The following is a 25,041-nucleotide window of genomic DNA, read 5'->3' on the forward strand; positions in this document are numbered from 1 at the left end:
TACATCATATGTCCTATTGCCTTCATAAATTATACATTCATGTGAATTTGACCAGCCTCCATTAATCGACAACATCAGCTAATCATAATCGATATAATACATGTACATAAGTTGTTTGATGTGAGTTTTATGTCAAAGGGGGCGAGGCTGTTTGCTTAGTTACACGATGAAAATGGTGATATTCCCGCTAGGTTGTCTGCTTGTCATTCTGTCCTCTTATGTTCTCAGGCTTACCCCTCATATGGCAACAATGTCACTTTCGGCGACATTATTGGTAGCAAGTATTTATGGGGAGAGACGATATCCTGTGCTGCGAAAATTTCAGTGGATTTTTCTCGGGATATTCCACTATTTCAGTGAACTGAACTGGTGCAACATGCTGTATTATATGCTCATTATTTCAATGATCCAGGACAAACCAAGGTTGGCGCAGACCTTGCCGATTTCGTTGCTGCTTATGCTGCAATATACGTTGATTCGGCTTTCGTATGTGCCTGTAGATACATATGCTTTGCTGGTTTCGTTATTTGACCTGTTAACCTCGGTTGTTATCATTTTTTTATATCATACCTTAATCAACAGTGAGGTCGAGAAGCGCAGGCTTCGGGAAAAAAATCGGTTCCTGACCCTGCATGATCCGCTTACCGGACTGTTGAATTACGAAGGTTACATGGAGGTGTTACATAAGACAGTAGAAGAGCAGCGGTCTTTTTTGCTTGTCCTTTTGAACGTCAATAACTTTAGCGGCTTTAAAAAAGATTCAGAAGATCCTTGGTGTACGGTAATCACAGGTACAGGTCAGATGATTAGCAATCATTTCACCGAGGCCTATGGCATATCCCGGTATGCAGGAGACCGATTTGCGGTCGTTTTGCCGGAGATACAGGATGTGGAAGAACGAATGTCGTCACTGCTATCCGTGCAGCTTCAAGGACTCCAGGTAAGCTATAGCATCTCCCTGTACCCAGAAATGTCGGATTCGTTGCAGCACTTTATGACGGTAGCCGAGGATAGGCTGCTTCAACAACAGCGCAGCAAATGGCTGAAAAATGAAGAAGAAGTATTTCGTTCCGAAAGACTAAGGGCTGTAGGTGAACTGGCCGCGGGTATGGCTCACGAAATTCGAAACCCGCTTACCGCAATTCGTGGATTCCTGCAGCTTTCCCGTGGACAAGCCTTTAATATCGCGCCATGGTATGAAGTGATTATGGGTGAGGTGACGAGAGTAACCGATCTGACGGCTGAATTTTTGCAGTTTTCCAAACCACATGCCAATCATATGAAGCCTGAACATTTGGGTCACTGCCTTGAACGAGTGATGTCTCTGACCGAGTCAGATGCGGCATCTCGAGGGCATCAAATTACACTTGAAATGACTAATGAGCCAGTTGTGATCATCATGGATCGGGATAAAATTGTACAGGTATTGATCAATCTGATTCGTAACGCTTTTGAAGCAATGACAGACCCTGGTGAGGTTCATATGGATTTGTTGCAGGACGGAGATGCAGTACTCATTTCAATTACAGATACAGGAAGCGGCATTCCGGAAAATTCGCTATCCACCATCTTTAATCCATTTTATACAACCAAAGAAGAAGGTACGGGACTGGGACTTGCACTCTGCCAGAAAATCGTTCAGGATCATAATGGTAAAATTACCGTCCATAGCGAAATGGGGGTGGGTTCTACCTTCACGCTTCATCTGCCAATGGAGACGTAAATCATATAACTTACCCAGAGATAGCAATTAAATAGTCATTAGACAAAAACATAAAAACGCCGCATGGGTCCTAAAGAACCCCGTGCGGCGTTTAGTATTTCGATTAAACTATTGTGCAGTAGCTATGCAGACACACTTTAGTTCGACTTATTGAGCTGTCCCTGATGTAACTGATAGTAGAATCCTTGTTGCTGCATCAACTCGTCATGGCTGCCCCGTTCAGCGATCTGTCCATCATCAATGACGAGAATCTGATCGGCTTCACGAATCGTGCTCAGTCTGTGGGCGATGACAAAGCTGGTGCGGTCTTTCATTAAAGTGCGCATTGCTTCTTGGATCTTCATCTCTGTACGCGTATCAATGCTGCTTGTTGCTTCATCCAGAATAAGAATGGCCGGATCAGCCAGAATTGCCCGGGCAATGGTTAGCAGTTGTCGTTGTCCCTGACTCAGATTACTTCCCCCGGAAATGATGGGGGTATCGTAGCTCTGTGGCAGTTTTCGGATGAACGAATGTGCATTCGCCAGCTCAGCCGCTTGCCTGATCTGTTCATCGGTTGCGTCGGGCTTGCCGTAGGCGAGATTGTCGCGAATGGTACCCGAGAACAGGTAGGCATCCTGAAGTACAATGCCGAGCTGCCGACGGAGTTGATCCTTCTCCAGTTCCGAGATGTCACATCCATCAATGGTAATCCGTCCACCTGTAATCTCGTAGAAACGGGGTAACAGGTTGATAATGGTCGTTTTACCTGCACCGGTGGGTCCAACGAGTGCAATCATCTCGCCAGGTTTTGCGGTAAAGCTAACCTTCTTCAGAATGTCTCGCTCCGCACTGTACCCGAAGGACACATCCTCAAATACAACTTTACCTTGAATCTGATCCAGTTGTTTTTTCTGTTCCTCCACGTATTCGCCAGGCGTATCCATAATGTGAAACACACGTTCAGCACCTGCGATTGCAGCCTGAATCAGATTGTACTGATTGGCCAGATCGTTGAGAGGTCGCTCAATCTGGCGGGAGTAACCGAGAAAGCTGACGATTAGTCCGATGGATGTCAGATCATGATAAGCCATCCATCCACCTACAGAAGCCAGTATGGCAAACCCGATATTGTTCATCACGTTCATCGTAGGCCCAACCAAACCCGAAACGGTCTGGGCCTGTGTGCTGGATGTGCGCAGTTTCTCGTTCAAATTCTCAAAATGTTGATGTGCCTGATCCTGACGGTTATAGGCCGCTACGACTTTTTGTCCAGCAATCGTTTCCTGAGCATACCCATTCAGTTCACCGAGCAATTTCTGCTGGGCGGTGAAGTGTTTGCGTGTTCTTGACGCGATCAGGCGAGTGGCGATGGTAATCAACGGTACCGTTATCAGACTGAGCAGGGTAAGCCGAACATCGAGTGCAAACATGATCGACAAGGAACCAACGAGCAGGATGGCACTGGACATCAATTGAGTTACGCTTTGATTCAACGTTGTAGATACGTTATCGATATCATTGGTGGCCCGGCTCATCAGGTCCCCGCTTTGATTTTTATCAAAAAAACTGACAGGCAGCTCTTGTAGTCGGGAGAACAACGCATGTCGCAGATCCTTAACGGTCAGTTGGGAGACACCAATCATGACATAGGATTGAGCCCACATCAGGAGTGAGCCAAGGACATAAACACTCAGCAAAAGAAGACATTCCTTCAGCAAACCCGCTGTTACTTTGGGCACGATATGTTCGTTAACGGCGCGGCCGAGAAGATAAGGTCCTGCCAGATTGAGCAGTGTACCAAGAGCCGTCAGCACTAATGCAGCGATAACTCCTTTACGATGACGTCCCATATACGACCACACCCGAAACAGGGCATGGCGAGCATTTTTCGCTCGGACTTTGGGGACAGGTCCTCTGCCCGCTGGTCCGGGTCTTCCGATGGGAGGCACGACCGTTTGTTGTATGGAGGAAGATGCAGGTTTAGCCAAATTGAACATCCTCCTTCCGTTGCTGCGAATAATAGATCGATTGGTAGTGTGATGAATGTGCCATAAGGTCATCATGTGTGCCCCTGGCAACGATCTGTCCTTCATCAATGACATATATACAGTCTGCATCCTTCACGGAGGAGATCCGCTGTGCAATCAAAAAGGTCGTGCTGTCTTTCATTAAGGACTGCAAAGCCTTCTGAATACTTGCTTCCGTGCGCAGATCCACAGCACTGGTGCTATCATCCAGAATCAGTACTTCAGGTCGCATGAGCAGGGCGCGTGCAATGGAAATCCGCTGTTTCTGTCCACCGGACAGATTGACCCCGCGCTGGCCCAGTTCCGTGTCATACCCGTCTTTCAGTTTCATAATAAAATCATCCGCAGCCGCAGCCTGTGCCGCAGCACGCAATTCAGCATCCGTTGCATTGGGCCGGCCGAAGCAAATGTTATCCCGGATGCTACCGCTGAACAGAATGGATTCCTGGAGCACAATGGATACACGGCTGCGAAGATCCTGAAGATCCCAGTGACGAACGTTCACTCCATTCACGAGCACTTCACCCTGTGAAGCATCATACAGACGGGGAATCAGCTGCACCAGCGATGTTTTGCCTGAACCTGTTGAACCGATCAGGGCCACTTTCTCACCCGGGCGAGCGATCAGGTTAATGCCGGTAAGTGCATGTTCTCCGTCATAACGGAAAGATACGTCTCTGAACTCCACTTGACCGCCTGTGTGCGAGGGAAGGGGAGACGATTGGTATGAGTTCTGATCACGGATAGAAGACAGTGACTGTACTTTCCCGGAGTTATCGGTTCCCGATTGAATATCTGGCTGTGTATGTAACACCTCGTTGAGCCGGGCAGCAGACACCTTGGCGCGAGAGAAGCTCATCATCATCATGCCGATCGACGTGAGGGATGAGAGGACAACCGTGACATAGTTGATAAAAGCAATCAGATCTCCGGCAGCAATATCGCCTCCAACTACCTGGAAGCCTCCGAACCACAGCACCGCTACAATGGTAGCGTTCAGCATCAAACTGAGCACGGGTGCATTCAGCGTGACTATACGCCAGGCTTTGACGGCGGTTGAAGTATAATCTTCGTTGGATTGCTTGAACCGCTTTTTCTCCAGACGTGCACGTGCAAACGCCTTGACGACACGGATGCCGGCAAGATTCTCCTGGAGCACGGCGTTGACCTGATCAAGTTTGCTCTGAACACTGGCGAACAGCGGATAGGAAGCTTTTATCAGAATAAATAAAATAATAAACAGTACCGGCACAGTGGCAATAAGAATCAAAGCCAGCTTCACACTAATTGTAAATGCCATGATAATACTACCGATAATCAGCATCGGCGAACGGATAAACATCCGCAGCAGCATCTGTACAAAAGTTTGCATCTGGGTAATATCACTGGTCAGACGAGTGATCAGAGATCCTTCCTGAAACGTATCCAGATTGCGGAAGGAGAAGGTCTGAATATGATCAAACAGTTCCTGACGCAGATCCGTGCCGTATCCCACGGCAGCTTTGCTTGAATAGAGTGTGCAGCCTGCGCCGCCAACCCAGCCGATTAACGCAACAAGCAGCATGATCAGTCCTGTAGTCACAATATGGGACAGGTTCCCTGCAAGTACACCATCATCCACGATGCTGGACATCAGTTTGGGCTGGAGCAGGTCCATGGTTACCTCAAGTACCATGAGCAGAGGGGCGACGATTGCCGCCGACTTATACGGGGTCAAGAATCGTTTTAACGTCCACAATAGGAAATCACCTCAGTTTTAATTGCATAAGTGAATCAATTTCATCAACCTTTAACTGCTTCAAGCCAGTTTTTGTTAGCGATGTCGAGAGTTTGCATCACCTCAGGATTCACGCAGGTTTTGGAGCATACGCTGTGCAAGTAGAGACATGATCCGGGATTCTTCCGGTGTAAAATCTTTCTGAGCCTGCTGTTCCAACTCCTGAATCACTACTCTCAATTCTTGAAGCGCAGAGCGCCCCAGATCGGTCAAGTATACCCGCAGACTGCGCAGATCCTTTGGGTCTGCTTCGCGTCTCACATAACCGGATGATTCCATGCGCTTGAGCATGACGGTTACCGTTGCGGGACTGCGCTGAAGTTGTTCGGCCAGGTTTTTCTGGGATTGGCCATCTTCCCGTTCAAGCTGGAACAGCAAAGGGGGCTGCCCCGGGTATAGCTCGGGGTGGTTCACAAGTTTCTCATGAACCTTGTAACGTTTCAGTTTCACGAGTTCGGATAGCTGTCCCATTAACCGCTCATTTTGGACTGGGTTCATATCATCTACTCCATTTCTACCTTCATTCGATCTTCTCGGTACTGAAAACCAGACTTTTTGAACACATCATTTAGTTAGTCGACTAACTAAATTTTAAGTTTGATTTGACATATCGTCAAGTGAATACAGATCATTTATTTTGGATTGGAAATATTGACCTGAGACAAAACGATGTGATAAATTGATATTATCTAATTGTTAATAACAAAACGTTAATAACAGAATGGGGTTTATATCGTATGACTAACGAAGGTTCCTCTGGAGGAAATGCTCCCAATTACCAGGAGCATCAGGATCAGGCACATATTAGTGAAGAACAGTTTTTGGACAGCTATGATGCTGGCGATTATGAACGTCCTTCCGTCACCGTGGACATGTTGGTATTTACGATTCGCAGTGAAGCTCAGGAGAATTATCGCAAGCTTGCGGAACCCGAACTCCAGTTGCTGCTGATTCGGCGAGGTGGCCATCCCTATCTGGGACAGTGGGCTTTACCGGGCGGATTTGTCTCCATGCAGGAATCATTGGAAGATGCTGCTCGGCGGGAATTGTTGACGGAGACGGGGCTGGATGATATTTATCTGGAGCAACTGTACACCTGGGGAGATGTCGATCGAGATCCACGTACACGGGTTATCAGCTGTTCCTATATGGCGCTGGTGGATAGCAGCGAGCTGGAGCTTCAGGCCGGTGATGATGCCAGTGAGGCCAATTGGTTTCGTGTGGAGCAGCGTCTTCTGGAAGAGAAACGCCATATCCATGAGCGTGGACGTGTGACAGAACGCAGGCTGCAATTGATTTTGACCAATGGAACAGAAGAGTTGTCGGCCATTGTTGAGACAAAAGAAACGATAGAAGGAAAAGTGCGGAGCCATCATTTGGCGTTGGATGAGGTTCAGGGGATTGCATTTGATCATGCCAAAATCATTCATTACGCACTTGAGCGTCTGCGATCCAAGATCGAGTATTCAGATATTGCATTCAATCTGATGCCGGAGACGTTCACACTGACTGCACTTCAGAAAGTACATGAGATCATCAGTGGCAAAAAACTGCTGGCTGCTGCTTTCCGGCGCAAAATCGCCGATTGGGTCATTGAGACGGGGGACTATGCGAGCAGTGCCGGTCATCGACCATCACGTTTATACAGATTGAATCCAGAGAGGCATACACCATAGAAAAACGGTAGGAATTAATGAACTCGTACGAAGTGACTCAGGCCAGAGGCCCGGATCGCTGTATACATGAGGAGCAAGTAAAGAGGGGATATGGATGGAAAAGTTTACGTTTTTCTGGCGGACAGCATCGCCGTTCTCACAGTGGCACCCGGCGGACTTTACCGTGAACGGGGTTCACTACACGAGTGCGGAGCAATACATGATGCACCAGAAAGCACTGCTGTTTCGGGATCAGACCATCGCAGACAAGATTTTGAAGGCAAGCTCTGCTTCGGTACAAAAAAAGCTGGGCAGACAGGTCGCAGGTTTCGACCAGACGTTATGGGAAGCTGAGTGCCAGCGCATTGTTTACGAGGGGAATTGGGCCAAATTTACACAAAACGAAGAACTGCTAACCGCGCTGCGTGCCACTCGTGGAACGACCCTTGTGGAAGCAAGCCCGGAAGATCGCATCTGGGGTGTGGGACTGGCGGAGGAAGACCCGCGCATTCGTAATCGAAGAACATGGCGGGGAACCAACTGGCTGGGTGAGATTCTGACCCGTCTAAGAGAAGATATAGGAAGTGATTCAGATGAGTGATCAACAACAGGATAAGAACAATAGCAGCAAAAACAAAAATAGCAGTGGACGTTATATCCACGACAGTAAACCCGATAGATCAACTGGTAATGGTGGCTCTAATTCACGTTCCAAGCGGGCTAATATCGCACAGCAGACGTTGACTATTTTGGATGAAGGGCAATATGTAAATGGTTATGATCGCAAGGTTGAGATAAGTAACGATGTGCAGCAAGCGATCCGAAATTCGGTCTTATACCGTCCAGCAGAATTGTCCGCGCTCGGAGAAAAGCGTCGTACAGAAGCTCACGTTGGAATTCAACCCGTAGCTTCATCCGCTGAGGTTGAAGCTGTGTCAGTTCGCATTGAGGTTACTGGCGAGACTACACTTGGAGCCGCTTCACGTTTGACGGTAGCAGAAGGAAGAGAAGATGTGGTCTGTCTAAACTTTGCCTCGGCAAAAAATCCTGGCGGTGGCTTCCTTGGCGGAAGTCAGGCACAGGAAGAGAGTCTGGCCCGAGCGACAGGACTATACCCGTGCATCGCTCAAATGGATGAAATGTACGATTACAATCGCAAACAGCGATCGGGCCTATATTCGAATTATATGATCTATTCACCGGATGTTCCGGTGATCCGTGATGATGAAGACCGACTGCTGGACAAGTATTATGTATCATCATTCATTACTGCGCCGGCGGTGAATGCGGGTGTGGTGAAAGAGCGTGGAGAAGCGGATGATCTACAGATTGAGTCGGTGATGAAGGAACGCATCCGTTATATTCTGGACGTGGCTTCTGCGAATGGTCACCGCACGATTGTTCTGGGCGCGTATGGTTGCGGCGTATTTCGCAATGATCCGGCAGTGGTAGCGAAGTATTTTCATGATGTGTTAGTGGGAGAGGCATGTAAGGACGCCTTTGAACGAATTGTATTTGCCGTATATGATCGATCAGCAGGTCAGAGAACATTAAAGGCGTTTCAACGTTTTTTGGCAGAGGCCTAATAAAAAAATAAGGGATCTACATAGTTTGAACTAATCATTTGCACGATAACGGAGAGGACAGAAAAAACCTGAAAAAGCAAAGCGTTCGCCTTTATCCCTGGATTTTCCCGTCTAGAAAAAGGGAATCGAAAAAATCTGGGGATAACAGCGATTGGAAGGTTGTTCTGTCATCGTAGTGTCAGTGTAAATAATCTTTAGTTCAACTATTGAATGAGAGCGCTTGATAAAGGAGAGGAATGCGATGCAGTTTCATGAGAGAGAACAGGATTTATTTGAACTGGGGGATGATTACACGCTTGCACACTGCATATCAGCCGATGCAAGGATGGGGAAGGGCATTGCGGTCCAGTTCCGGGAGCGATTCGGATTGGAGAATCTTCAAGAACAGGCCAAACAAGAGCCGCTTGAGATTGGACGATGTTATCCGGTAGGACGGACGCTCAATCTGGTCACCAAAGCAAAGTTCTCCAATAAGCCGACGTACCAATCGTTGACGAATGCAGTAGAATCCATGCGGGACGTATGTGTGATGGAAGGCATCACTAAACTGGCTATGCCCCGAATAGGATGCGGGTTGGACAGACTGAAATGGGAGAAAGTCAGCCCAATTATTCAGAAAGCTTTTGCCGACACGGATGTTGAGATTATTGTCTGTACAGTGTGAGTGTACTTGGTGGAAGAGGATAGATTGCAGCTTGCTGACAGGTCCAAAGCAAAAAACCTCAGCTTTGAGGGGAATAGAGTGTACGTATGATTCATACAAACGCTGTTCCGATTTCAAAGTGAGGTTTTTTTTGGTTATTTTTTGGAGAACATTTCTTTGGCTTCATCCATGGCCATTTTATTACCAATCGATGAGTAATCGAGCCAAGGTTGTGCCCCAATCGGGTAGACATGACCGGCTTTGACGGCTTTCAGACCTTGCCAGATCGGATTGTTTTGCAGCTCCTTGAACATGGTTTGGGCTTCATCATCCGAATTCACAACCACAAAGATTGCATCTGCATTATAGTCCGGCAATATTTCACGGGAGACGACTTGATACGGTTTAGTCGAATCAATATCTGTAATCCCTTTGGCAGGAGTCAGACCAAGATCATCATACAAAATGGGACCCATGGGACGGCGTGTACTGAACACACGTAATTCTTTGGCAGTAACACGAATCGCCATTACGGTACCATCACCAATCGTGTCATGAATCAGAGATTTCACTTCTTCCGTCTCAGTCGCGTAGTCCTGAATGTATTGCTCGGCTTCCTTCTCGCGATTCACGAGTTTGCCAATTTCTTTCAGATGGTCACGCCATGTACCGTCATCCAGATTGAAGACATGCACCGGAGCAATTTTTTCGAATTTGGCAATATCACCACCGGAGAATTCTTCGTCCAGATAGATCACATCGGGTTTCAGGGCAAGCAAAGCTTCCATATCCGGGTCTTTAACCGGACCAAGTGGCGTTGTATTTTGAAGTTGATCAGCAACATGGGACAGGAAACCTTTGGCTTCTCCACCGATAACAGAACCAACCGGCGTAATGCCGAGAGACAGCAGATCATTGGTCAGGTGGATCGACATGGAGGCAATGCGTTGCTCTCCCGTATTTGCACTGTTGTCTTGATTGTTGGTTGAAGTATCAATAGACGAACCACCAGAAGCAGATGATGAATCATTGGCCGTTCCACAGGCAGCGAGTACAAGCACCAGACAGATACTCAGGACAAGCATAAGATTTTTCTGTAACATAGGTAGTCACATTCTCCTTGAACATCTCTTGGATGTCTTTATTGTTTTTTGAAAAAAAGATCACTTGCTTCGTACTAACAGGTACAAAAAGTAAGGTGCGCCAATCGCAGCAACCACTACACCTGCCGGAATGGCGTTAGGCTGAAAGATCGTTCGCCCGACCGTGTCGGCGGTCACCAGAATAACCATGCCGATGAGCCCGGCAGCAGGGATCAAATGCCGATGCATCGGACCAACAAGCCTACGCGCCAGATGTGGTGCGGCCAGACCGATAAAGCCGATCCCACCAGCCATCGATACACTTACGGCAGACAAAGCCACGGCACAGAGCAGCAAAATCACACGCTGGGATCGGACAGGTGTCCCGATACTGGTTGCGGCAGCATCTCCAAGATTGAAGGCATCAAGTGTTTTGGATCGACTCCAAATGTACGAGATACATAGCACCACCCAGGGAAGCAAAGCTTGCACATGAATCCAATCCCGGCCCCAGACGCTTCCTGCGAGCCAGCGAGCGGCAAAGGAATAAGTGTCTTCATCCAGACGCAGGGATAGATAGAGTGTTAACGCATGGAACCCGGCCGCTACCGCGATTCCCACCAGAATCAGCTTAATGGGTGATACGCCGTTATGGCGATCATAAGACAACAGCATGATGATCAGGGCGGCGGCAACACTGCCTGCAAAAGCGAACAACGGAATCAGCAAGGCCACAGAGCCATCCATCGTAAAGGAGAGACTAACAAACACCATTAGTCCAAATGCTGCCCCTGCATGTAATCCCAGAATGCCCGGGTCCGCCAATGGATTGCGGGTGATCCCTTGCAAGGCTGCTCCGGCAATACCAAGTCCCGCTCCGGCCAGTACAGTTACCAGAATGCGAGGCAGTCGGTAATCAAACAGTACAATCTGATCATCCGAACTGCCATTACCAAGTAAAGTCTGGAACACAGCCGCTGGGGAGAGACGAATGGTTCCCGTGTTCAGGCTGATCACAATAACGGCAATGGCGATGCAGAGCAGCGTGATACTGACGATTATTGAACGTTTACCTCGTGAAGGTGTATTAAAATTCATCACTACAAGGCCCTCCTTTCTTTACGGGCCAGATAGAGGAAGAACGGTACTCCAACAAAGGCGACCATAATGCCTACCGCGAGCTCCTCGGGCGGGTTCACAATGCGTGAGCCCAGATCGGCGAGCACCAGTAATATCGCTCCAAGCAGAGAAGACATCGGAATGATGAGTCGATAATCCACACCCACCAGTTTGCGGGAGATATGAGGGATGACCAGTCCGACAAATCCAATCGAGCCTACTGCCGACACGGACACGCCAGCCAGGACAACAACCGCTGCTAGGGCGAGAAACCTCGTCCAGCGCAGGTTGATCCCCAGATTAATCGCCACTTCTTCACCTAGTGACATAAGCGATACACGCCGGGCGAGTGGCATAATCAGCACCAGTGTCACGAGCAACACAGGAAGAATCAGCTTCAGATGCCGCCATTCTATTCCGCCAAAACCTCCTGCATACCAGAAGGCCAGATCCTGACTCAGGTCAAAATAAATGGCAACGCCTGTGCTGAGCGAGGTTAACATGGCTGCAATAACGGCCCCGGCAACGGTCAGTCTAATGGAATTTAGACCACCCGGTGCTGCCATGCCAAGCAGGAAGATAAGCAGTGTGCCCAGAACAGCCCCCACGAATGATAAAAACATAATCCAGCCGTATGGCAGTCCGGGCCAAAAGGCAAAACTCAATGCTACGACAAAAGTGGCTCCAGCATTGATGCCCAGAATGCCCGTGTCTGCCAGCGGATTACGCGTAATACCTTGCATTAAAGCTCCTGCAACGGCAAAGGCAGCACCGATAATAACCGCGGCAAGGACACGAGGCAGCCGCAGTTCATGAATAATCTGATGTGGTGTCAAAGCCGGGTTGTACTGAAATATGGCAGCCCATACGGTTTCCAGCGTTAGCCCTTTGGCACCTAAAGAGATGGCGACAAACATACTTAGCAGCAGTATGGCTATGGCAGACAAAAATGTCAGCCCAACGGTCACTGCAGATTTTCTTGAATTAGACGGACGATGTGGCAGTCCCGGATGTTGAATACGGGTCACTCCTTTGGTACCAACAACGTATTTCATTGTTATTGATTATCATTATCAATTAGTGATCATTATAGAATCTTAATTCAGGCCCGTACATGGCATAAATTAAGATTTTGGAGATGGACATTTTTTAGATTACATAAGTGAAGGTTTGTTCGTCAACATAGAGAGCGCTTCATCGAGCTGGATGTTGATGGAATATGGAGCATATACGACCCACGAGTTCCAGTCGATGAGATGTACACGTCCGTTTTTTACCGCAGGATGGCTGTTCCACAGTGGATTCGAAGCCATCTCTTTCAACAGTGTTGCCTTTTCATGCATAGAATTAATCGCCAGTACCAAAACGTCCGCCTCCAGTCCGTCCCATTCGCCTGGTGTGAAGGGCAGCCAGTTGAATCCAACGCCGGGAGGTTTGCCAGCCAGTTCGGTCTGAATGCGCTGAGGAGCGGCCAATTGCAGACTGCGGTAAAAGACATGTCCGAAGTTCCGATGGCTGTACATCCGTGGCCCTTTAGGCGTTAACGTGCCAACGGCAACGGTAATATCTCCGACGAGTTCCTTCATTTTTTTGCGTGCACGCTCTGCCTTGCGTTCATGTCGATCCAGCCAATCTGTGGCTGCTTGGGTACGATCCACAATGGATGCAATCTGATGCAGATGACCGAAGACATCTGTCTGGTTCCAGGGAATCGTGATGATGGGAGCGACATCGCCAATATGCTCCATCGCTTTGGCAGCTGCATTGTCCTTGGTCAGAATCAAATCAGGATTCACATCGAGGAAAGCCTGACGTCCCTGTTCCCACGGTTCATAAGCGTGGAAGGGCAGTGCCAGCGATTTGGGCAGATGAGGCAGGTGACCCTGGATCTGAGCTGCGCATGGCGTGATGCCAAGTGTCATCAGGTGGTCCGTGTATGGATAGGAGAGTGACACGATATTTCGGTGGACCTGCTTCGAATAGGAAGTTGGCGCATAACCGGCATGGTTTCGGAAACGTCTGCTGAAATAAAATTCGTCACGGTAACCCACTTCACGAGCCACATCACGGATACGCAGATTGGAAGTGAGCAGCAATTCCTTGGCCCGGTTCATCCGCAGATGCGTGATATATTCAATCGGATTTTTCTGCATGCGACTCTTGAATAGCTGTGAGTAATAGGACGGATGCATGTCAGCCAATTCGGCCAGATTTTCCAGCTTGATCTCGTGCATGTAGTTTTCGCGCATGTATTGCAGGGTGGACCTGAGCCACTGTTCCGGTTCATCCTGTCCAGCCGTTTCGTCAGTGGGCTCTTCTTGAGGCCAGAGCATATGTAACAGTTCCGTCAGGAGGAGCTGTGCTTTCAAGCCTGTTTCCAAACCTTCGCTGGTTAATTGTGTAAGCTGTGCGGCAATGCGCTGTATACCGTAAAATGGGCCCTGAATCCAGCCTGTAACAGGAGAATTGAGCTCACGTTCGTAGATTCGTCTCGCTTTTGTTTTCTCCGTAGCCCGATACAGATCGAAATGAATGATATATAGTTCAATATCATGTTCTTCATCTCCGATCAGCTCGATTGCAGTTCCTGGTGTGCACAGACAAGCTGATTTGCGAGCCATGTGGGATTCGGTCCCATTTATGATTAGTTCGCCTGTGAATTTGTGCATGTATATAAAGGTATGATGAGCAAGTTCAGTAGTGGACCAGCGCCATTTTCCATGGTTTATATGTTCTGCCTGACGAAGTTCGATCAGGGTATCATTCAGGAATGCATCCAGATCTGCCCGGTTTAAGGGTTCCTTTTCTAAATTGGGACTCGTCTGCTGATGTAAAGTGTGTGGATTCATGCCGCTGTGGGTGGTACTGGGGATGGTAGTCATGGTGCTTGCGACCTCCTCTCTTATGAAAAGTTATTTGGTTAATGATTGAATCGGGAACGGGACTATATTCGCTCGAATCCGGATCATGCCGTGTGGACACATGTGCAAAATCTGGATCGCGCTTTGTGAAAACTATACCAAGAGCTTACCGTCAGCTCGGAGACGCTGGAGTATAATTATTGGTTGCCTTGTCTGTCAGGGCCCGTTCGCAGTATTGTCAGATATTTTTTTAACCTGTAAGACAGGGATAGGATGTTGTTGATCAGGTGTGATGGTTGATTTAACAGGATTATTGCTGGTTACAACCATGCCAAGGGACAAGACCTTTTGGCTCCTCGTCTGCTGATAATCTTAGCAAATCTACTGGAGAATTGAAATGTACACAGAGATGTTCGAGTCCCTGATGAACTGGAATTCTAATGAGAACACATAATCGAAATCGTTTTCTGACGTAAGCCTTTCTTTTTGGTAAAATAAAGGGGATAACCTGTTGGCCTGATCTGAATCATGAACCTTTTTAACACCATTTGCAGTAGGGAGGCTTTAATATGACAGAAGTAGCGGGACGGGAAAAAGTACGTTGGGGCATTATGGGCACGGGATGGATTGCATCCCAGTTTGCAAGGGATTTGGAGCATGCAGGAAACGCTGTGAAAGCAGCGGTAGGTTCACGGACAGCGGGAAGTGCGGAGAAGTTTGCAGCTGATTATGGTTTTGCACGCGCTTACGGTTCTTATGATGAGATGCTGCAAGATCCTGAAGTAGATATTATCTATGTGGCAACACCTCATCCTGTGCATAAGGAAAATGTAATGGCTTGTCTGGAGGCAGGCAAGGCGGTGCTCTGTGAAAAGCCGTTTACGATGAATGCACGCCAGTTGGAGCAACTGGTGGAGACGGCACGGGAGCGCAATCTTTTCCTGATGGAAGGGATGTGGACACGCTTTTTGCCGCCGATTGCTCAAGCCAGAGCATGGATCGCAGAAGGTCGAATCGGTGAAGTACGTTTGCTGCAGGCAGACTTTGGATTCCGTGCCGGTTGGGAGCCGGAAGGAAGGTTGCTTAATCCGGATCTGGGTGGAGGAGCTTTACTGGATGCAGGGGTGTACCCGATCTCCTTTGCTTCGATGATCTTTGGCGAACAGCCCCAGCATGTATGGAGTACGGCCAATATCGGTGAGACGGGTGTGGATGAGCAATTTTCCGTATTGTTATCCTATTCCGAGGGGCGTTCTGCCTCACTGAGTGCTGCCATTCGTCTGAACCTCAGTAATGAAGCGGTCATATACGGTACGGAAGGCAAGATTCGTCTGCCTTTATTCCTGGCGGGTAAAGAAGCCTATCTGCATGTGAATGGTCAGGACGAGCCCGAGAAGTTTACGGATGATCGAACATGCATTGGTTATGCTTTTGAGGCAGAAGAAGCGGGACGTTGCATCCTTGAAGGCCGAACGGAGAGCCATACTATTAAACTGGACGAATCCCTGGAAATCATGAAGTTGATGGACACGATCCGGGGCCAGTGGGGATTGCGTTACAAATCGGAGTAAACAGACAGGAGCTGACGTGTGATGGTGAAAATTCTGATATCCGGGTTTGAGCCTTTTGGCGGAGATGCGGTGAATCCGACGGGGGCGTTAATGGAGGCTCTTGCAAACGAAGTGATCGAGGGTGCTGAGCTAAAAACAGTGTTGTTGCCCGTGCACTTTGATGAATGTGCAGACCTGCTGATCGCAGAGATGGAAGCCTATCGGCCAGATGTGGTCATCGCCTGTGGGCTGGCCAAGGGCAGAACGTGCATCACACCGGAGCGGATTGCCGTTAATGTCAAAGACATTCCGCCTGGCTCCTATGCAGATAACCAAGGACAGCATCCTGTGGATGAGCCAATTGTAGATGGCAGCCCGGACGGTTTGTTTTCCACGTTGCCCATACGTGCCATGGTGAATGACATGTCCGCAGCGGGTATTCCAGCTACCGTGTCTAATACAGCAGGTACATATATCTGCAACAACACGATGTATCGGGTACTGGATCACATTCGAGTAGGGCAACTTCCGATCCGTGCCGGATTTGTACACTTTCCGGCCTCGACAGCGATGGCTGTGTTGCAGCCTTCCGTCCCTTCGCTACCAATTCCCATGATGCTGGATGCGCTGCGGATCATGATTCGCACGGTTGTGGCGAAATCATAGGGTATGCTTGCGGTCGTTCGGCTGCGGTTGCAGCAGAGCGTAGGCGATGGTTTATTCGTAGACCACAGTTGTGAATGGGAGAACGGTGAGTTGGGAAGGGTTACAGTAGAGTTCCAAGATGACGTGGAGAGTGTGGAGTTGCATGGGTTTCTTTCTGCTTCTATCCTGGGTTGAGTAGGATGATAGGTATGAGTGTAAGTATGAAGTGAATATAGAGTTATATATATAGTCAAAAAAAGAGCTATCCCACCGTCATAAGTCTGACGTTAAGGGACAGCTCTTTCTATTTCGTGTGCTATGTGTCATGTGTCATGGGTAGTGAAGTCCAAGATGGTTAGTGAGGTCACTAGTTTGAAGCAAGTATCTTGATGCTACCAAAGCTCTTATAAAAAACAAGACCCTGGGACACCACCATCACCTGGCTAGTTAAAAAGTTTTTATCCCGGAATGTACCCTATGCAGGACTCTAACGAATCGAGTACACGCTATTAGCCGAAAATCCGCACTTACCGATTTCTAACGAATCGTAGGATCGTTATTGTGCTTGAGTGTGAGAGTTTATCGGCAATTTGAACAAGATTTACCCGAATAAGGTGTCTGAGATTCGTTAGAATTCTCAACGCATGATATTCGGCTAAATAAGGTGCGTTAGATGTAGAGCGTACAGATTATAGCCCACAAAATAGCTAAAGAAATAACTAAAGAAATAGCTGAAAACAATCAAATGTTAGATCCGCAACAGATCAAGATCGAACTCGGGAACAAGTCCTTCCTTCATGGCACGACCAAGAAGTGCAGTAATCGCACCATACCCATCATCGCCCAGGTTGGCGCTAAATTCATTAACGTACAGTCCGATATGCTGTGCAGCAACGTCAGGGTCCATTTCTTGGGCGTGTTCCATCACGTATGCTCTCGACTCATCCGGGTGCGCCCATGCATATTCAACGGAGGCGCGTGCCCATCCGGCGAGGGCGTGAGCATCCATGTTGCGACGTGCAATGATTGCTCCGAGCGGAATCGGAAGACCCGTATCGCTTTCCCACCAGTTACCAAGATCCGTCATCAGTTTGAGATCATAGTTCTGGTATGTGAAGCGTGCTTCATGGATAACAAGTCCGGCATCGATCTTGCCGTCTCGAACAGCAGGCATGATCTGGTCGAATGGCATGACAACAATTTCACCTACGCCGCCAGGAACATTTTGTGCTGCCCATAGACGGAACAACATGTATGCTGTCGAGCGCTCGCTTGGTACAGCGACTCTCCGTCCAGACAGATAGGCTGGATCGGTCGTGCCATTTGCGGTAAGAACCAAAGGACCGCATCCTCTGCCGAGTGCGCCACCAGCAGGGAGTAGAGCATAGTCAGACAACACGTATGGCAATGCTGCATAAGATATTTTCATTACTTCAGGTGTGTCGGGTCCATCGGGATTTGCCGCCAGACCATTGGTAATATCAATATCCGCATAACGGACATCCAGCTCGGGTGCGCCCGGGATCAACCCGTGCACCCACGCGTGGAAGATAAATGTATCATTTGGACAAGGGGAAAATGCAATTTTCATGATGTAATAACCTCCCGTAAAATGGAACTTGCAGCCTGAAGCGCATCGAGGGCATCCTTGATGCGCCAAGCGTCGCGGTCGCGTGGACCGACCGCGTTGGATATGGCCCGCAGTTCGAGTGCTGGCACGCCGAACTGCTGGGCAGCGGTTGCCACGCCGAAGCCTTCCATGCCTTCGGCGGCGGCATCCGGCACGCGGCGCAATAGCTCCGCGGCCGTCTCCGCTGTTCCGGTCGCCGTGGACACGGTGACCGCAGTGCCTCCGCTGACAGCGAGCCCGGCCCGCTGCAGCTCATGGCGCAGGCGAGCGGCAAGCTCCGCGTCCGCCGCCACAATGGACGAGCCGAATCCGAGCTCGTCCACACTAAGGAAGCCGTCTGGCGTCTGCGAACCCAGATCGGCAGCAACCATAGCGTCGGCTACCACGAGGGAGCCGACGTCTGCCCGGCCGGGGAACCCGCCGCCGATGCCGGCACTGATCACCAGCATGTAGGCTGGTGAACTACCGGTCCCGGCAAGGGGCCCCGGCCTTGAAGATGTGGCAGATGTCTGTGCCACATCCGATGGGCTTGGCGCGGTGGAACCGTGCGCCAACGCCATAGTGCTTGCAGCCGCTACGGCATATGCCAATGTAGCGGCTGTTCCTGCTGCGGCCGAGGCTGGGCCAACGCCCGCTGCGATGACGTCAAAACGTTCCGCGGCCGTATCTCCCAAACCACGGAGGACTGCATCTTTTTCCGCATCAACCGCGGTTACAATTAACACACGTTGTGATGAATTTGCTTGTACCGGACTTATATCTGAAGTGTTTATTTCCCCAGTTGAATCACCGTGGTGTCCACTATTTTCGAATGATGCGTTTGGTTTATTATTCTGATCTTCATCCTGTCTATGTTCATTCATCTCGGATTCTCCTTATGAGGTATTAGAGGCGCAGCATATGCTTCCATAGCATCTATCTTACAACAAGCTTTTAGCTACACTTCTTTGAGTTATTACTGGCTTGTATATTTCTGTGTAAATCTATAGTTCAACTTGTATAAATGGAATTCGGGCACATATTTGTTCACTACAAAAGGACATTTATCTTCATTTTGTCTTTCAAAGAGTGGACACTTTTTCTCAAAAGATACTATATCCATTCAGGAAAATGAAACACTACATATAGACTTTTAAGGACTAAAATTTTCAAATAATCTATATGTTGAATATCAATTCCAGGTTGATTGCTTATGTCCGTGTCCACCCTTTGAAAGACATATCTACAATATGTATGCTCAGTGTGGACAGCACGAGTTGGCCCTCCAAACGAACAGATAAACGATTGAAAAGGCTGGAGTCTGCCCGACCCATTCAACGCGAATGATATATAGACCTTCGGATTTTTAGACCAACAAGCCAAATGAATAACGGGCCCAGTCTACACTCGACACTGCATAGTAGCTCCATTTGTGCAAACCCGAATTTAAAGCAAGTACACAGTCTCGCTAACTCTGATTTAGCGGCCTACTGTACGGCCTACCGTTTGTGCAGACAATAGGTCTATAACACAACATATATACGCATAACAGACCTAACAATCAATCAGATTAAACGCGCTCAAAAAAGTAACAAAGATACAATGATTATTGAACAATATTTCATCTCCATCATAACGGAAGGGGAAAGACCTGAACAACCTTTGCATGTAATTCTGTCAAAAGCGGTCAAGCGAAGGTTGCGGGTAGCCGTATCACTTCGAGTAGCCACATCTAGCCATATCGCTTCAGATAGCCGTTTTGCCTCACCTCATGTGAACGTCACCCTGATCGTGCCGCGTCCTAAGTCGAAATGAACTTGCTTCCAATAGTTTTATATGTCAATTAAACCATATAACCTATCTTTATTAACGTACTCCGAATAAAACAGGAAGTCAAAGTCAACAGTTGACAATCCGATTCAACTGTATTAATAATAGTAGTACAGTTAATACACCTAATACACTTCAGATACAGTCATTTAAAACCCATAGGTTATTTCACACATTTACAGAAAGGAGGTGCGGGATGTTCGAATTAGATGTACGCAGCCGTAAGGCGATCTACGAGCAACTGGTGGACAAAGTCAAAGAAATGATCGTATACGGTATTCTAAAGCCCGACGAGCAGCTTCCTTCCGTTCGTGCGTTATCCACGCAGCTGACCGTGAATCCAAATACGATTCAGAAAGCGTATCGTGAGCTTGAACGTGAAGGTTACATTTATTCTTTGCAGGGAAAAGGGAGCTTCGTATCATCGTCAGTGGAACATCCGAATGAAGCCATGAGAGATGAGATCAGAGAGTCTCTGGTGAAGTTGATTGCAGAAGCTTCGTATTCCGGTTTGACAAAAGCGGATATGACGCTTTTGTTTGAGGAAGCGATGGCCCGTATAGAGAAGGAGGAGCCTCATGATTGAGCTGAATCAAGTCGTCAAAGCATTTGAACAGGAAAAGGCAGTGGATGGCGTAACGATGCACATACATAAGGGGTCGATCTATGGTTTGCTCGGTTCCAACGGGGCAGGCAAGACATCGCTGCTCAAAATGATGGCTGGCATTTACCGTCAGGACAGCGGAACAGTTCGTATCGAAGATAATGAGATTTATGAAAATATGGATCTCAAAGGCCGCACCATTTTTATGGCAGATTCGCCCTACTTTTTCCCGCAATCTTCAATAACTCAGATGGCTGCATTTTATCGTTCGGTATATCCGCGCTGGAATGAGGACCGGTTCAAGCAACTGGCTACCGTGTTCAAACTGGATGTAAAACGCAAGTTACATCGCATGTCCAAAGGCATGCGCCGTCAGGCAGCCGTATGGCTGGGACTTAGCTGTATGCCTGAAGTACTGCTGATGGATGAGCCGATTGATGGCCTTGACCCAGTCATGCGTCAGCAGATCAAAAACTTGCTGTTCCAGGAAGCAGCTGAGCGTCAGGTAACCATTGTCATCTCGTCCCACAACTTGCGTGAGATCGAAGATCTGTGTGACCATGTGGCGATTATGCACAAAGGCCGAATTATTGTAGAGAAGGATCTTGATGATCTGAAGGCCGATACGCATAAAATCCAGGTTGCTTTCCGCCACCCGGACCATGCCAAAGCCATGGATGAGCAGATTGATATCTTGCATGAAGAGAAACGGGGAAGCGTATCCCTGTACATTGTCAAAGGCAACCGACAACAGGTAACCGATCAATTCCGTATACATGATCCGTACCTGCTGGATGTACTGCCTCTGACGCTTGAAGAAATCTTTATCTACGAAATGGAGGACGCAGGGTATGATATTCAACCGATTGTTCTGTAACCGGGGCATCCTGATCCAAAATTTCAGACAGCATGGATGGATAGGCATTTTATTTCTCATCACATTGTTGTTCTCACTTCCGTTATATATCGCTACCGAGTACAGGGACGTGCCACAGCAGATTACAAGTTTGTTTCAGGCCAATGGTGAAGTGCAGATTTTGTTCGCTATTACACTGCCCGTAGCGGCTGGAATCTTTCTTTTTCGGTACATTCAATCTGGTGCACCTTCGGATCTGTTCCATAGTTTGCCGTTACGTCGTAAACATCTATTAACGATTAATCTGTTGACCGGATATGCCATGATCCTGATTCCAATCTGGATTACAACTGCGATTACCGGCTGGGTATGGGCGGTACTGGATCAACCTGCGTTTCTGTTCGATGGCAGTACAATCTGGATGTGGGGCTTGAGCATGAGTATCTACTCGCTGTTTATGTTCATGCTAACTGTGGCGGTCGGCATGTGTATAGGTCAATCTGTATTGCAGGGACTCACCGTGTACGCACTCGTCTTGTTACCTGTTGTCGTATGGTTCATTATGTCACTTCATCTCCAGCATTATTTGCTCGGATATGCTTTTGAAGAAGTGGGCTTTAATGCGGAGAAACTCTCACTTGTCCTGCGTGTGGGTTCGATCAGTATCCTCCCTGTAATCCGTCAGGAGTTAATTATCTATGCGATATTTGCAATCCTATTTATTCCTCTAACCTATGTACTTTATGCGAAGAGACAGGTTGAATCTGCTACTCAAGCAGTTACGTTTAAGCTTATAAAACCTATATTCCGCTTTGGATTGATGTTTACATTGGTTCTGATTGGCGGAGGTTACTTTACAATGATTGCTCCAAGAGGATCAGCTGGATGGGGAATATTCGGATATATCCTCGGCGGAATTGTAGGTTATATCGTTGCGGAGATGATTATTCGCAAAACATGGCTGATCTGGAGCAGCAGGCTGTTACCCAAGCTGATTCTATATGGTATCATCGCTGGTCTGATACTGTACGTACCTATTGCCGACTGGAATGGATACGCCGCTCGAGTGCCTGAAATGAGCAAGGTGAACAGCATCAAGCTTGGCGGGGAGAGTTATACCTACAGTAACGGTGTCAGTCAGAAAAAGGACGATGCTCACCTCTATTCTAATGATCCGGAATACATGGGGGCAGTTATCGCTCTTCATCAAAAAATTGTGGATTCCGATCTTCCTTTACTGGATGATCCAATTAATACAGGTATGCGTAATGATGAGTCTATATTAATTAACTACAAGCTGGATAACGGCAAGGTGATGAAACGTAAATACTACATCCCAGAAACGGAATTCCATCAGGAATTAATGGCTCTGAAACAGTCCCAGGATTACAAAAGAGTTGCCTTTGAAACGTATAAGCTGGAAGAAGAGGCATTAAGTTTTGGCATTCGCTCTGCCACTAGTTCATACCGAAAGGTGTATATTAGCAATCCGGAGCAAGTCCGTGAATTCAAGGAACTCTTGAGACAGGACATTTTGGATCAGACCTATGAAGAACAGCGCTCCCCGTGGCAGTCGTTTGCTTACGCAGAGATGAATCAGGATTCGTCTTCAAAAGATCCGTTTCAACCGAGGGAGATGTGGAATTTTGAGATCAAACCTAGCTATGATCGGGTATTGGCTTGGCTGAAGGAGAACAAATTATATGACCAGTTGCTTGTCCAGGCAGATGAGATTGTCTCCGCTCAGTTTGCGAAGCAGGAGATTAACAGTCCGGGTTCGCTTCAGTGGACTACTCCGGAGCCAGAATATATCGATGGAAATCTAAGTGGTAACAAACAGATAGCGACTAAAAACAAAGAAATCATTAGTGATTTGCTCAAACGTCAACGGTCTGGTTATCTAACAGAGAAAGATACCATTTATCAGATCAAGTTGAATGTAACTCGTGGCGAGAACATCTATATGATGCTGAAAGAAGAGGATCTGACCGAGGAAATGAAAGCTATTCTGGTCAATCAATAAGCTAAGCTATATCAGTTGTTATCGATAAGCGGGAAGGGTTCTCCCGTTGATTAAAGGGTTGATATTAGACCAGTCAAACTAGCACGACTTGACCAGATACAACGAATGGAATATATTAGAAAAAGGAAAGGTTCGAGCGACTCGTTCAATCGAATCTCATATGGAACGGCTTATGAGGGAAGCACCCGTAAGAGCAGGCTAATGCCTGACTTGCGGGTGCTTTTTTGTCGTTCGCTGATTTCGTTGGCTATTTTGCTACATATTTTAGAAGAAAGGGTGTAGAGACGCATGCAAACAGAAGCATGGAAGGAAACGATGAGTGAACAGGAGGCCATGTTAGCCATGGTATGTGGTCGTTCCCCATTGGAACGATCAAGCTCACATCACTTCATGGAACATCATGGCTTGGTAGAAGGAAAGAAGGGTCGACAGCATATCGAAGGTTTAGCTTTAGAAGATTTATCTCCAATGGAGACGAGTGAAAACCCTTGCTTTTCTCTAACAGAAGGAAGCCATAATCACATGATGAATCACAGTAAAGTCCAACGCTCTCAATGGTCATCATTCGCTCATCTTATTTTCGGATCACGCCTACTTATAGGGCTTGTGATTCTGTTCAGCGCAGGCACGATCTATTTTGCTTCTTCAGTGGAGGCTGCGGGCATAGATCTTGGCGTAACAGCGCAGAAAGCCTGGGATTCCGTTTTGAACAAAGCCGATGCACAAACCAAGTTAACGTTGAAGCAAGCGTACGAGAAAGTGGGGAACTGGAAGGCTCAAGAGCAGGCTTGGGAACAAAAGATAAAGACACTTCATGCCGCCAATACCGCAGAGTTGGAGCGATTACGTGTAGAAATAAGACAAACCGATGACGCGAAGGTCGCAGCTCTAGCTGAAAAGGTAAAGCAAACCCAAGCCCGATATGAGCCGCTATTCGCCCTCTATAGTTCAGTCAATAGACAGTTGAATGCAGCCAAAGCCATCAAAAATAAGGAATGGAGTGCAGCGATCCGTACTCAGGCAGAGACGTTGAAACCCGTTGTGAAACTTGCCAGAGAAGACATCCGGATCAAGAAAAAGGAACTTGCTGAAGCACGTAAACGGAAGAGCGCTGAAATAAAACGTTTACGAGCTATGCTAGCAGGGGCCGACTCGGCGAAAAAACAGATTCAAACGGCTAAAAAACAGGCAACTCTGGCAAAAGAACGATATTCCAATGCTCTACAACAGTTCAAACAGAATACAAAGCAAGGCCAAACGTCACGTGTACTCAGCTCATTGAACACATTGGCTTCTGCAGCAGAGAAGTGGACAGGCACAAAACAAAACATTCATACACTGGAGCAAAAAGTATCTACTACGTATGTGAAAGTCAGACAGGAAATCGCAAAGAGACTCAAATAAGAGGAAACCTGGTTCTCCCTGCTACGTACACCACTTTAGATGTAAAGACGTTTCGATGATGATGG

Annotated in this window: 20 protein-coding genes; 11 read left to right on the forward strand and 9 right to left on the reverse strand. The window is 47.8% G+C overall.

What is annotated here, in order from left to right:
- Nucleotides 1-166 precede the first annotated feature (166 nt).
- A complete protein-coding gene (locus tag IFU39_RS12030) occupies nucleotides 167-1,723 on the forward strand; it encodes an ATP-binding protein (RefSeq protein WP_223199856.1) in 1,557 nt (518 codons plus the stop codon).
- A 137-nt stretch (nucleotides 1,724-1,860) separates the two neighbouring features.
- Here the strand turns inward: IFU39_RS12030 and IFU39_RS12035 are convergent, their stop codons facing one another.
- The 3 genes from IFU39_RS12035 to IFU39_RS12045 all read right to left on the reverse strand — a co-directional run bounded on the left by IFU39_RS12035 (nucleotide 1,861) and on the right by IFU39_RS12045 (nucleotide 6,007).
- Nucleotides 1,861-3,693, reverse strand: a complete 1,833-nt coding sequence (locus IFU39_RS12035; protein WP_192132843.1) for an ABC transporter ATP-binding protein — start codon at nucleotides 3,691-3,693, stop codon at nucleotides 1,861-1,863.
- Entirely contained in the window at nucleotides 3,686-5,470 is a 1,785-nt protein-coding gene (locus tag IFU39_RS12040) for an ABC transporter ATP-binding protein (RefSeq protein WP_149846353.1), read from the reverse strand. The genes IFU39_RS12035 and IFU39_RS12040 overlap by 8 nt, the downstream gene beginning before the upstream one ends.
- A 102-nt stretch (nucleotides 5,471-5,572) precedes the next feature.
- Entirely contained in the window at nucleotides 5,573-6,007 is a 435-nt protein-coding gene (locus IFU39_RS12045) for a MarR family winged helix-turn-helix transcriptional regulator (protein WP_192132845.1), read from the reverse strand.
- Between the two features lie 239 nt (nucleotides 6,008-6,246).
- On the opposite strand from IFU39_RS12045, the gene IFU39_RS12050 reads away from it, so the two are divergent.
- From IFU39_RS12050 to IFU39_RS12065, 4 genes are all read left to right on the forward strand, one after another.
- The gene (locus tag IFU39_RS12050) at nucleotides 6,247-7,185 is read left to right on the forward strand and encodes an NUDIX domain-containing protein (RefSeq protein WP_192132847.1); all 939 of its coding nucleotides are present in this window, start codon (nucleotides 6,247-6,249) and stop codon (nucleotides 7,183-7,185) included.
- 94 nt (nucleotides 7,186-7,279) lie between these two features.
- Complete coding sequence (locus IFU39_RS12055) at nucleotides 7,280-7,765, forward strand: NADAR family protein (protein WP_192132849.1); 486 nt, start codon at nucleotides 7,280-7,282, stop codon at nucleotides 7,763-7,765.
- Nucleotides 7,758-8,750 carry a TIGR02452 family protein gene (locus tag IFU39_RS12060; protein WP_192132851.1) on the forward strand — a complete coding sequence of 331 codons (993 nt, stop codon included), beginning with the start codon at nucleotides 7,758-7,760 and terminating at the stop codon, nucleotides 8,748-8,750. Before IFU39_RS12055 ends, IFU39_RS12060 begins: the two co-directional genes overlap by 8 nt.
- 241 nt (nucleotides 8,751-8,991) lie before the next feature.
- Nucleotides 8,992-9,414 (forward strand): macro domain-containing protein, encoded by a 423-nt coding sequence (locus tag IFU39_RS12065; RefSeq protein ID WP_149846355.1) that lies wholly within the window; start codon nucleotides 8,992-8,994, stop codon nucleotides 9,412-9,414.
- 134 nt (nucleotides 9,415-9,548) lie between these two features.
- On the opposite strand, the gene IFU39_RS12070 is transcribed toward IFU39_RS12065, so the two are convergent.
- The 4 genes from IFU39_RS12070 to IFU39_RS12085 all read right to left on the reverse strand — a co-directional run bounded on the left by IFU39_RS12070 (nucleotide 9,549) and on the right by IFU39_RS12085 (nucleotide 14,476).
- Entirely contained in the window at nucleotides 9,549-10,496 is a 948-nt protein-coding gene (locus IFU39_RS12070; protein WP_192132853.1) for an iron-hydroxamate ABC transporter substrate-binding protein, read from the reverse strand.
- Between the two features lie 60 nt (nucleotides 10,497-10,556).
- A complete protein-coding gene (locus tag IFU39_RS12075) occupies nucleotides 10,557-11,573 on the reverse strand; it encodes a FecCD family ABC transporter permease (protein WP_091015698.1) in 1,017 nt (338 codons plus the stop codon).
- A 2-nt stretch (nucleotides 11,574-11,575) separates the two neighbouring features.
- Nucleotides 11,576-12,649: a FecCD family ABC transporter permease gene (locus tag IFU39_RS12080; protein WP_081745833.1), complete on the reverse strand. Its 1,074-nt coding sequence runs from the start codon at nucleotides 12,647-12,649 to the stop codon at nucleotides 11,576-11,578.
- A gap of 99 nt (nucleotides 12,650-12,748) precedes the next feature.
- Nucleotides 12,749-14,476 (reverse strand): AraC family transcriptional regulator, encoded by a 1,728-nt coding sequence (locus tag IFU39_RS12085; RefSeq protein ID WP_192132854.1) that lies wholly within the window; start codon nucleotides 14,474-14,476, stop codon nucleotides 12,749-12,751.
- 548 nt (nucleotides 14,477-15,024) lie between these two features.
- On the opposite strand from IFU39_RS12085, the gene IFU39_RS12090 reads away from it, so the two are divergent.
- Nucleotides 15,025-16,026: a Gfo/Idh/MocA family protein gene (locus IFU39_RS12090; RefSeq protein ID WP_192132856.1), complete on the forward strand. Its 1,002-nt coding sequence runs from the start codon at nucleotides 15,025-15,027 to the stop codon at nucleotides 16,024-16,026.
- 21 nt (nucleotides 16,027-16,047) lie between these two features.
- Complete coding sequence (locus IFU39_RS12095) at nucleotides 16,048-16,671, forward strand: pyroglutamyl-peptidase I (RefSeq protein ID WP_192132858.1); 624 nt, start codon at nucleotides 16,048-16,050, stop codon at nucleotides 16,669-16,671.
- Nucleotides 16,672-17,398: 727 nt separating this feature from the next.
- On the opposite strand, the gene IFU39_RS12105 is transcribed toward IFU39_RS12095, so the two are convergent.
- Together IFU39_RS12105 and IFU39_RS12110 are read right to left on the reverse strand one after the other, a co-directional pair.
- A complete protein-coding gene (locus tag IFU39_RS12105; RefSeq protein WP_091015692.1) occupies nucleotides 17,399-18,241 on the reverse strand; it encodes a 1,4-dihydroxy-6-naphthoate synthase in 843 nt (280 codons plus the stop codon).
- The gene (locus IFU39_RS12110; RefSeq protein WP_197997767.1) at nucleotides 18,238-19,143 is read right to left on the reverse strand and encodes a futalosine hydrolase; all 906 of its coding nucleotides are present in this window, start codon (nucleotides 19,141-19,143) and stop codon (nucleotides 18,238-18,240) included. The genes IFU39_RS12105 and IFU39_RS12110 overlap by 4 nt, the downstream gene beginning before the upstream one ends.
- A 1,142-nt stretch (nucleotides 19,144-20,285) precedes the next feature.
- Here IFU39_RS12110 and IFU39_RS12115 point away from each other — a divergent pair.
- The 4 genes from IFU39_RS12115 to IFU39_RS12130 all read left to right on the forward strand — a co-directional run bounded on the left by IFU39_RS12115 (nucleotide 20,286) and on the right by IFU39_RS12130 (nucleotide 24,976).
- Entirely contained in the window at nucleotides 20,286-20,675 is a 390-nt protein-coding gene (locus tag IFU39_RS12115; protein WP_036606399.1) for a GntR family transcriptional regulator, read from the forward strand.
- On the forward strand, nucleotides 20,668-21,570 hold the full coding sequence (locus IFU39_RS12120) for an ABC transporter ATP-binding protein (RefSeq protein ID WP_192132862.1): 903 nt from the start codon (nucleotides 20,668-20,670) through the stop codon (nucleotides 21,568-21,570). Before IFU39_RS12115 ends, IFU39_RS12120 begins: the two co-directional genes overlap by 8 nt.
- Nucleotides 21,545-23,572, forward strand: coding sequence for a hypothetical protein (locus IFU39_RS12125; RefSeq protein ID WP_192132864.1), 2,028 nt, complete (start codon nucleotides 21,545-21,547; stop codon nucleotides 23,570-23,572). Before IFU39_RS12120 ends, IFU39_RS12125 begins: the two co-directional genes overlap by 26 nt.
- A 288-nt stretch (nucleotides 23,573-23,860) precedes the next feature.
- Nucleotides 23,861-24,976 (forward strand): hypothetical protein, encoded by a 1,116-nt coding sequence (locus tag IFU39_RS12130; protein ID WP_192132866.1) that lies wholly within the window; start codon nucleotides 23,861-23,863, stop codon nucleotides 24,974-24,976.
- The last annotated feature ends 65 nt before the right edge of the window (nucleotides 24,977-25,041 follow it).

The sequence above is a fragment of the Paenibacillus sp. CFBP 13594 genome, from assembly GCF_014842675.1.
Lineage (GTDB): Bacteria > Bacillota > Bacilli > Paenibacillales > Paenibacillaceae > Paenibacillus > Paenibacillus amylolyticus_B.

Coding starts and splice junctions, on each gene's coding strand:
- IFU39_RS12095 (WP_192132858.1), top strand. CDS start 16,048: ATGGTGAAAATTCTGATATCCGGGTTTGAGCCTTTTGGCGGAGATGCG.
- IFU39_RS12105 (WP_091015692.1), bottom strand. CDS start 18,241: ATGAAAATTGCATTTTCCCCTTGTCCAAATGATACATTTATCTTCCAC.
- IFU39_RS12075 (WP_091015698.1), bottom strand. CDS start 11,573: ATGAATTTTAATACACCTTCACGAGGTAAACGTTCAATAATCGTCAGT.
- IFU39_RS12085 (WP_192132854.1), bottom strand. CDS start 14,476: ATGACTACCATCCCCAGTACCACCCACAGCGGCATGAATCCACACACT.
- IFU39_RS12030 (WP_223199856.1), top strand. CDS start 167: ATGAAAATGGTGATATTCCCGCTAGGTTGTCTGCTTGTCATTCTGTCC.
- IFU39_RS12110 (WP_197997767.1), bottom strand. CDS start 19,143: ATGAATGAACATAGACAGGATGAAGATCAGAATAATAAACCAAACGCA.
- IFU39_RS12080 (WP_081745833.1), bottom strand. CDS start 12,649: ATGAAATACGTTGTTGGTACCAAAGGAGTGACCCGTATTCAACATCCG.
- IFU39_RS12120 (WP_192132862.1), top strand. CDS start 20,668: ATGATTGAGCTGAATCAAGTCGTCAAAGCATTTGAACAGGAAAAGGCA.
- IFU39_RS12070 (WP_192132853.1), bottom strand. CDS start 10,496: ATGTTACAGAAAAATCTTATGCTTGTCCTGAGTATCTGTCTGGTGCTT.
- IFU39_RS12125 (WP_192132864.1), top strand. CDS start 21,545: ATGATATTCAACCGATTGTTCTGTAACCGGGGCATCCTGATCCAAAAT.
- IFU39_RS12090 (WP_192132856.1), top strand. CDS start 15,025: ATGACAGAAGTAGCGGGACGGGAAAAAGTACGTTGGGGCATTATGGGC.
- IFU39_RS12065 (WP_149846355.1), top strand. CDS start 8,992: ATGCAGTTTCATGAGAGAGAACAGGATTTATTTGAACTGGGGGATGAT.
- IFU39_RS12055 (WP_192132849.1), top strand. CDS start 7,280: ATGGAAAAGTTTACGTTTTTCTGGCGGACAGCATCGCCGTTCTCACAG.
- IFU39_RS12130 (WP_192132866.1), top strand. CDS start 23,861: ATGCAAACAGAAGCATGGAAGGAAACGATGAGTGAACAGGAGGCCATG.
- IFU39_RS12060 (WP_192132851.1), top strand. CDS start 7,758: ATGAGTGATCAACAACAGGATAAGAACAATAGCAGCAAAAACAAAAAT.
- IFU39_RS12050 (WP_192132847.1), top strand. CDS start 6,247: ATGACTAACGAAGGTTCCTCTGGAGGAAATGCTCCCAATTACCAGGAG.
- IFU39_RS12045 (WP_192132845.1), bottom strand. CDS start 6,007: ATGAACCCAGTCCAAAATGAGCGGTTAATGGGACAGCTATCCGAACTC.
- IFU39_RS12115 (WP_036606399.1), top strand. CDS start 20,286: ATGTTCGAATTAGATGTACGCAGCCGTAAGGCGATCTACGAGCAACTG.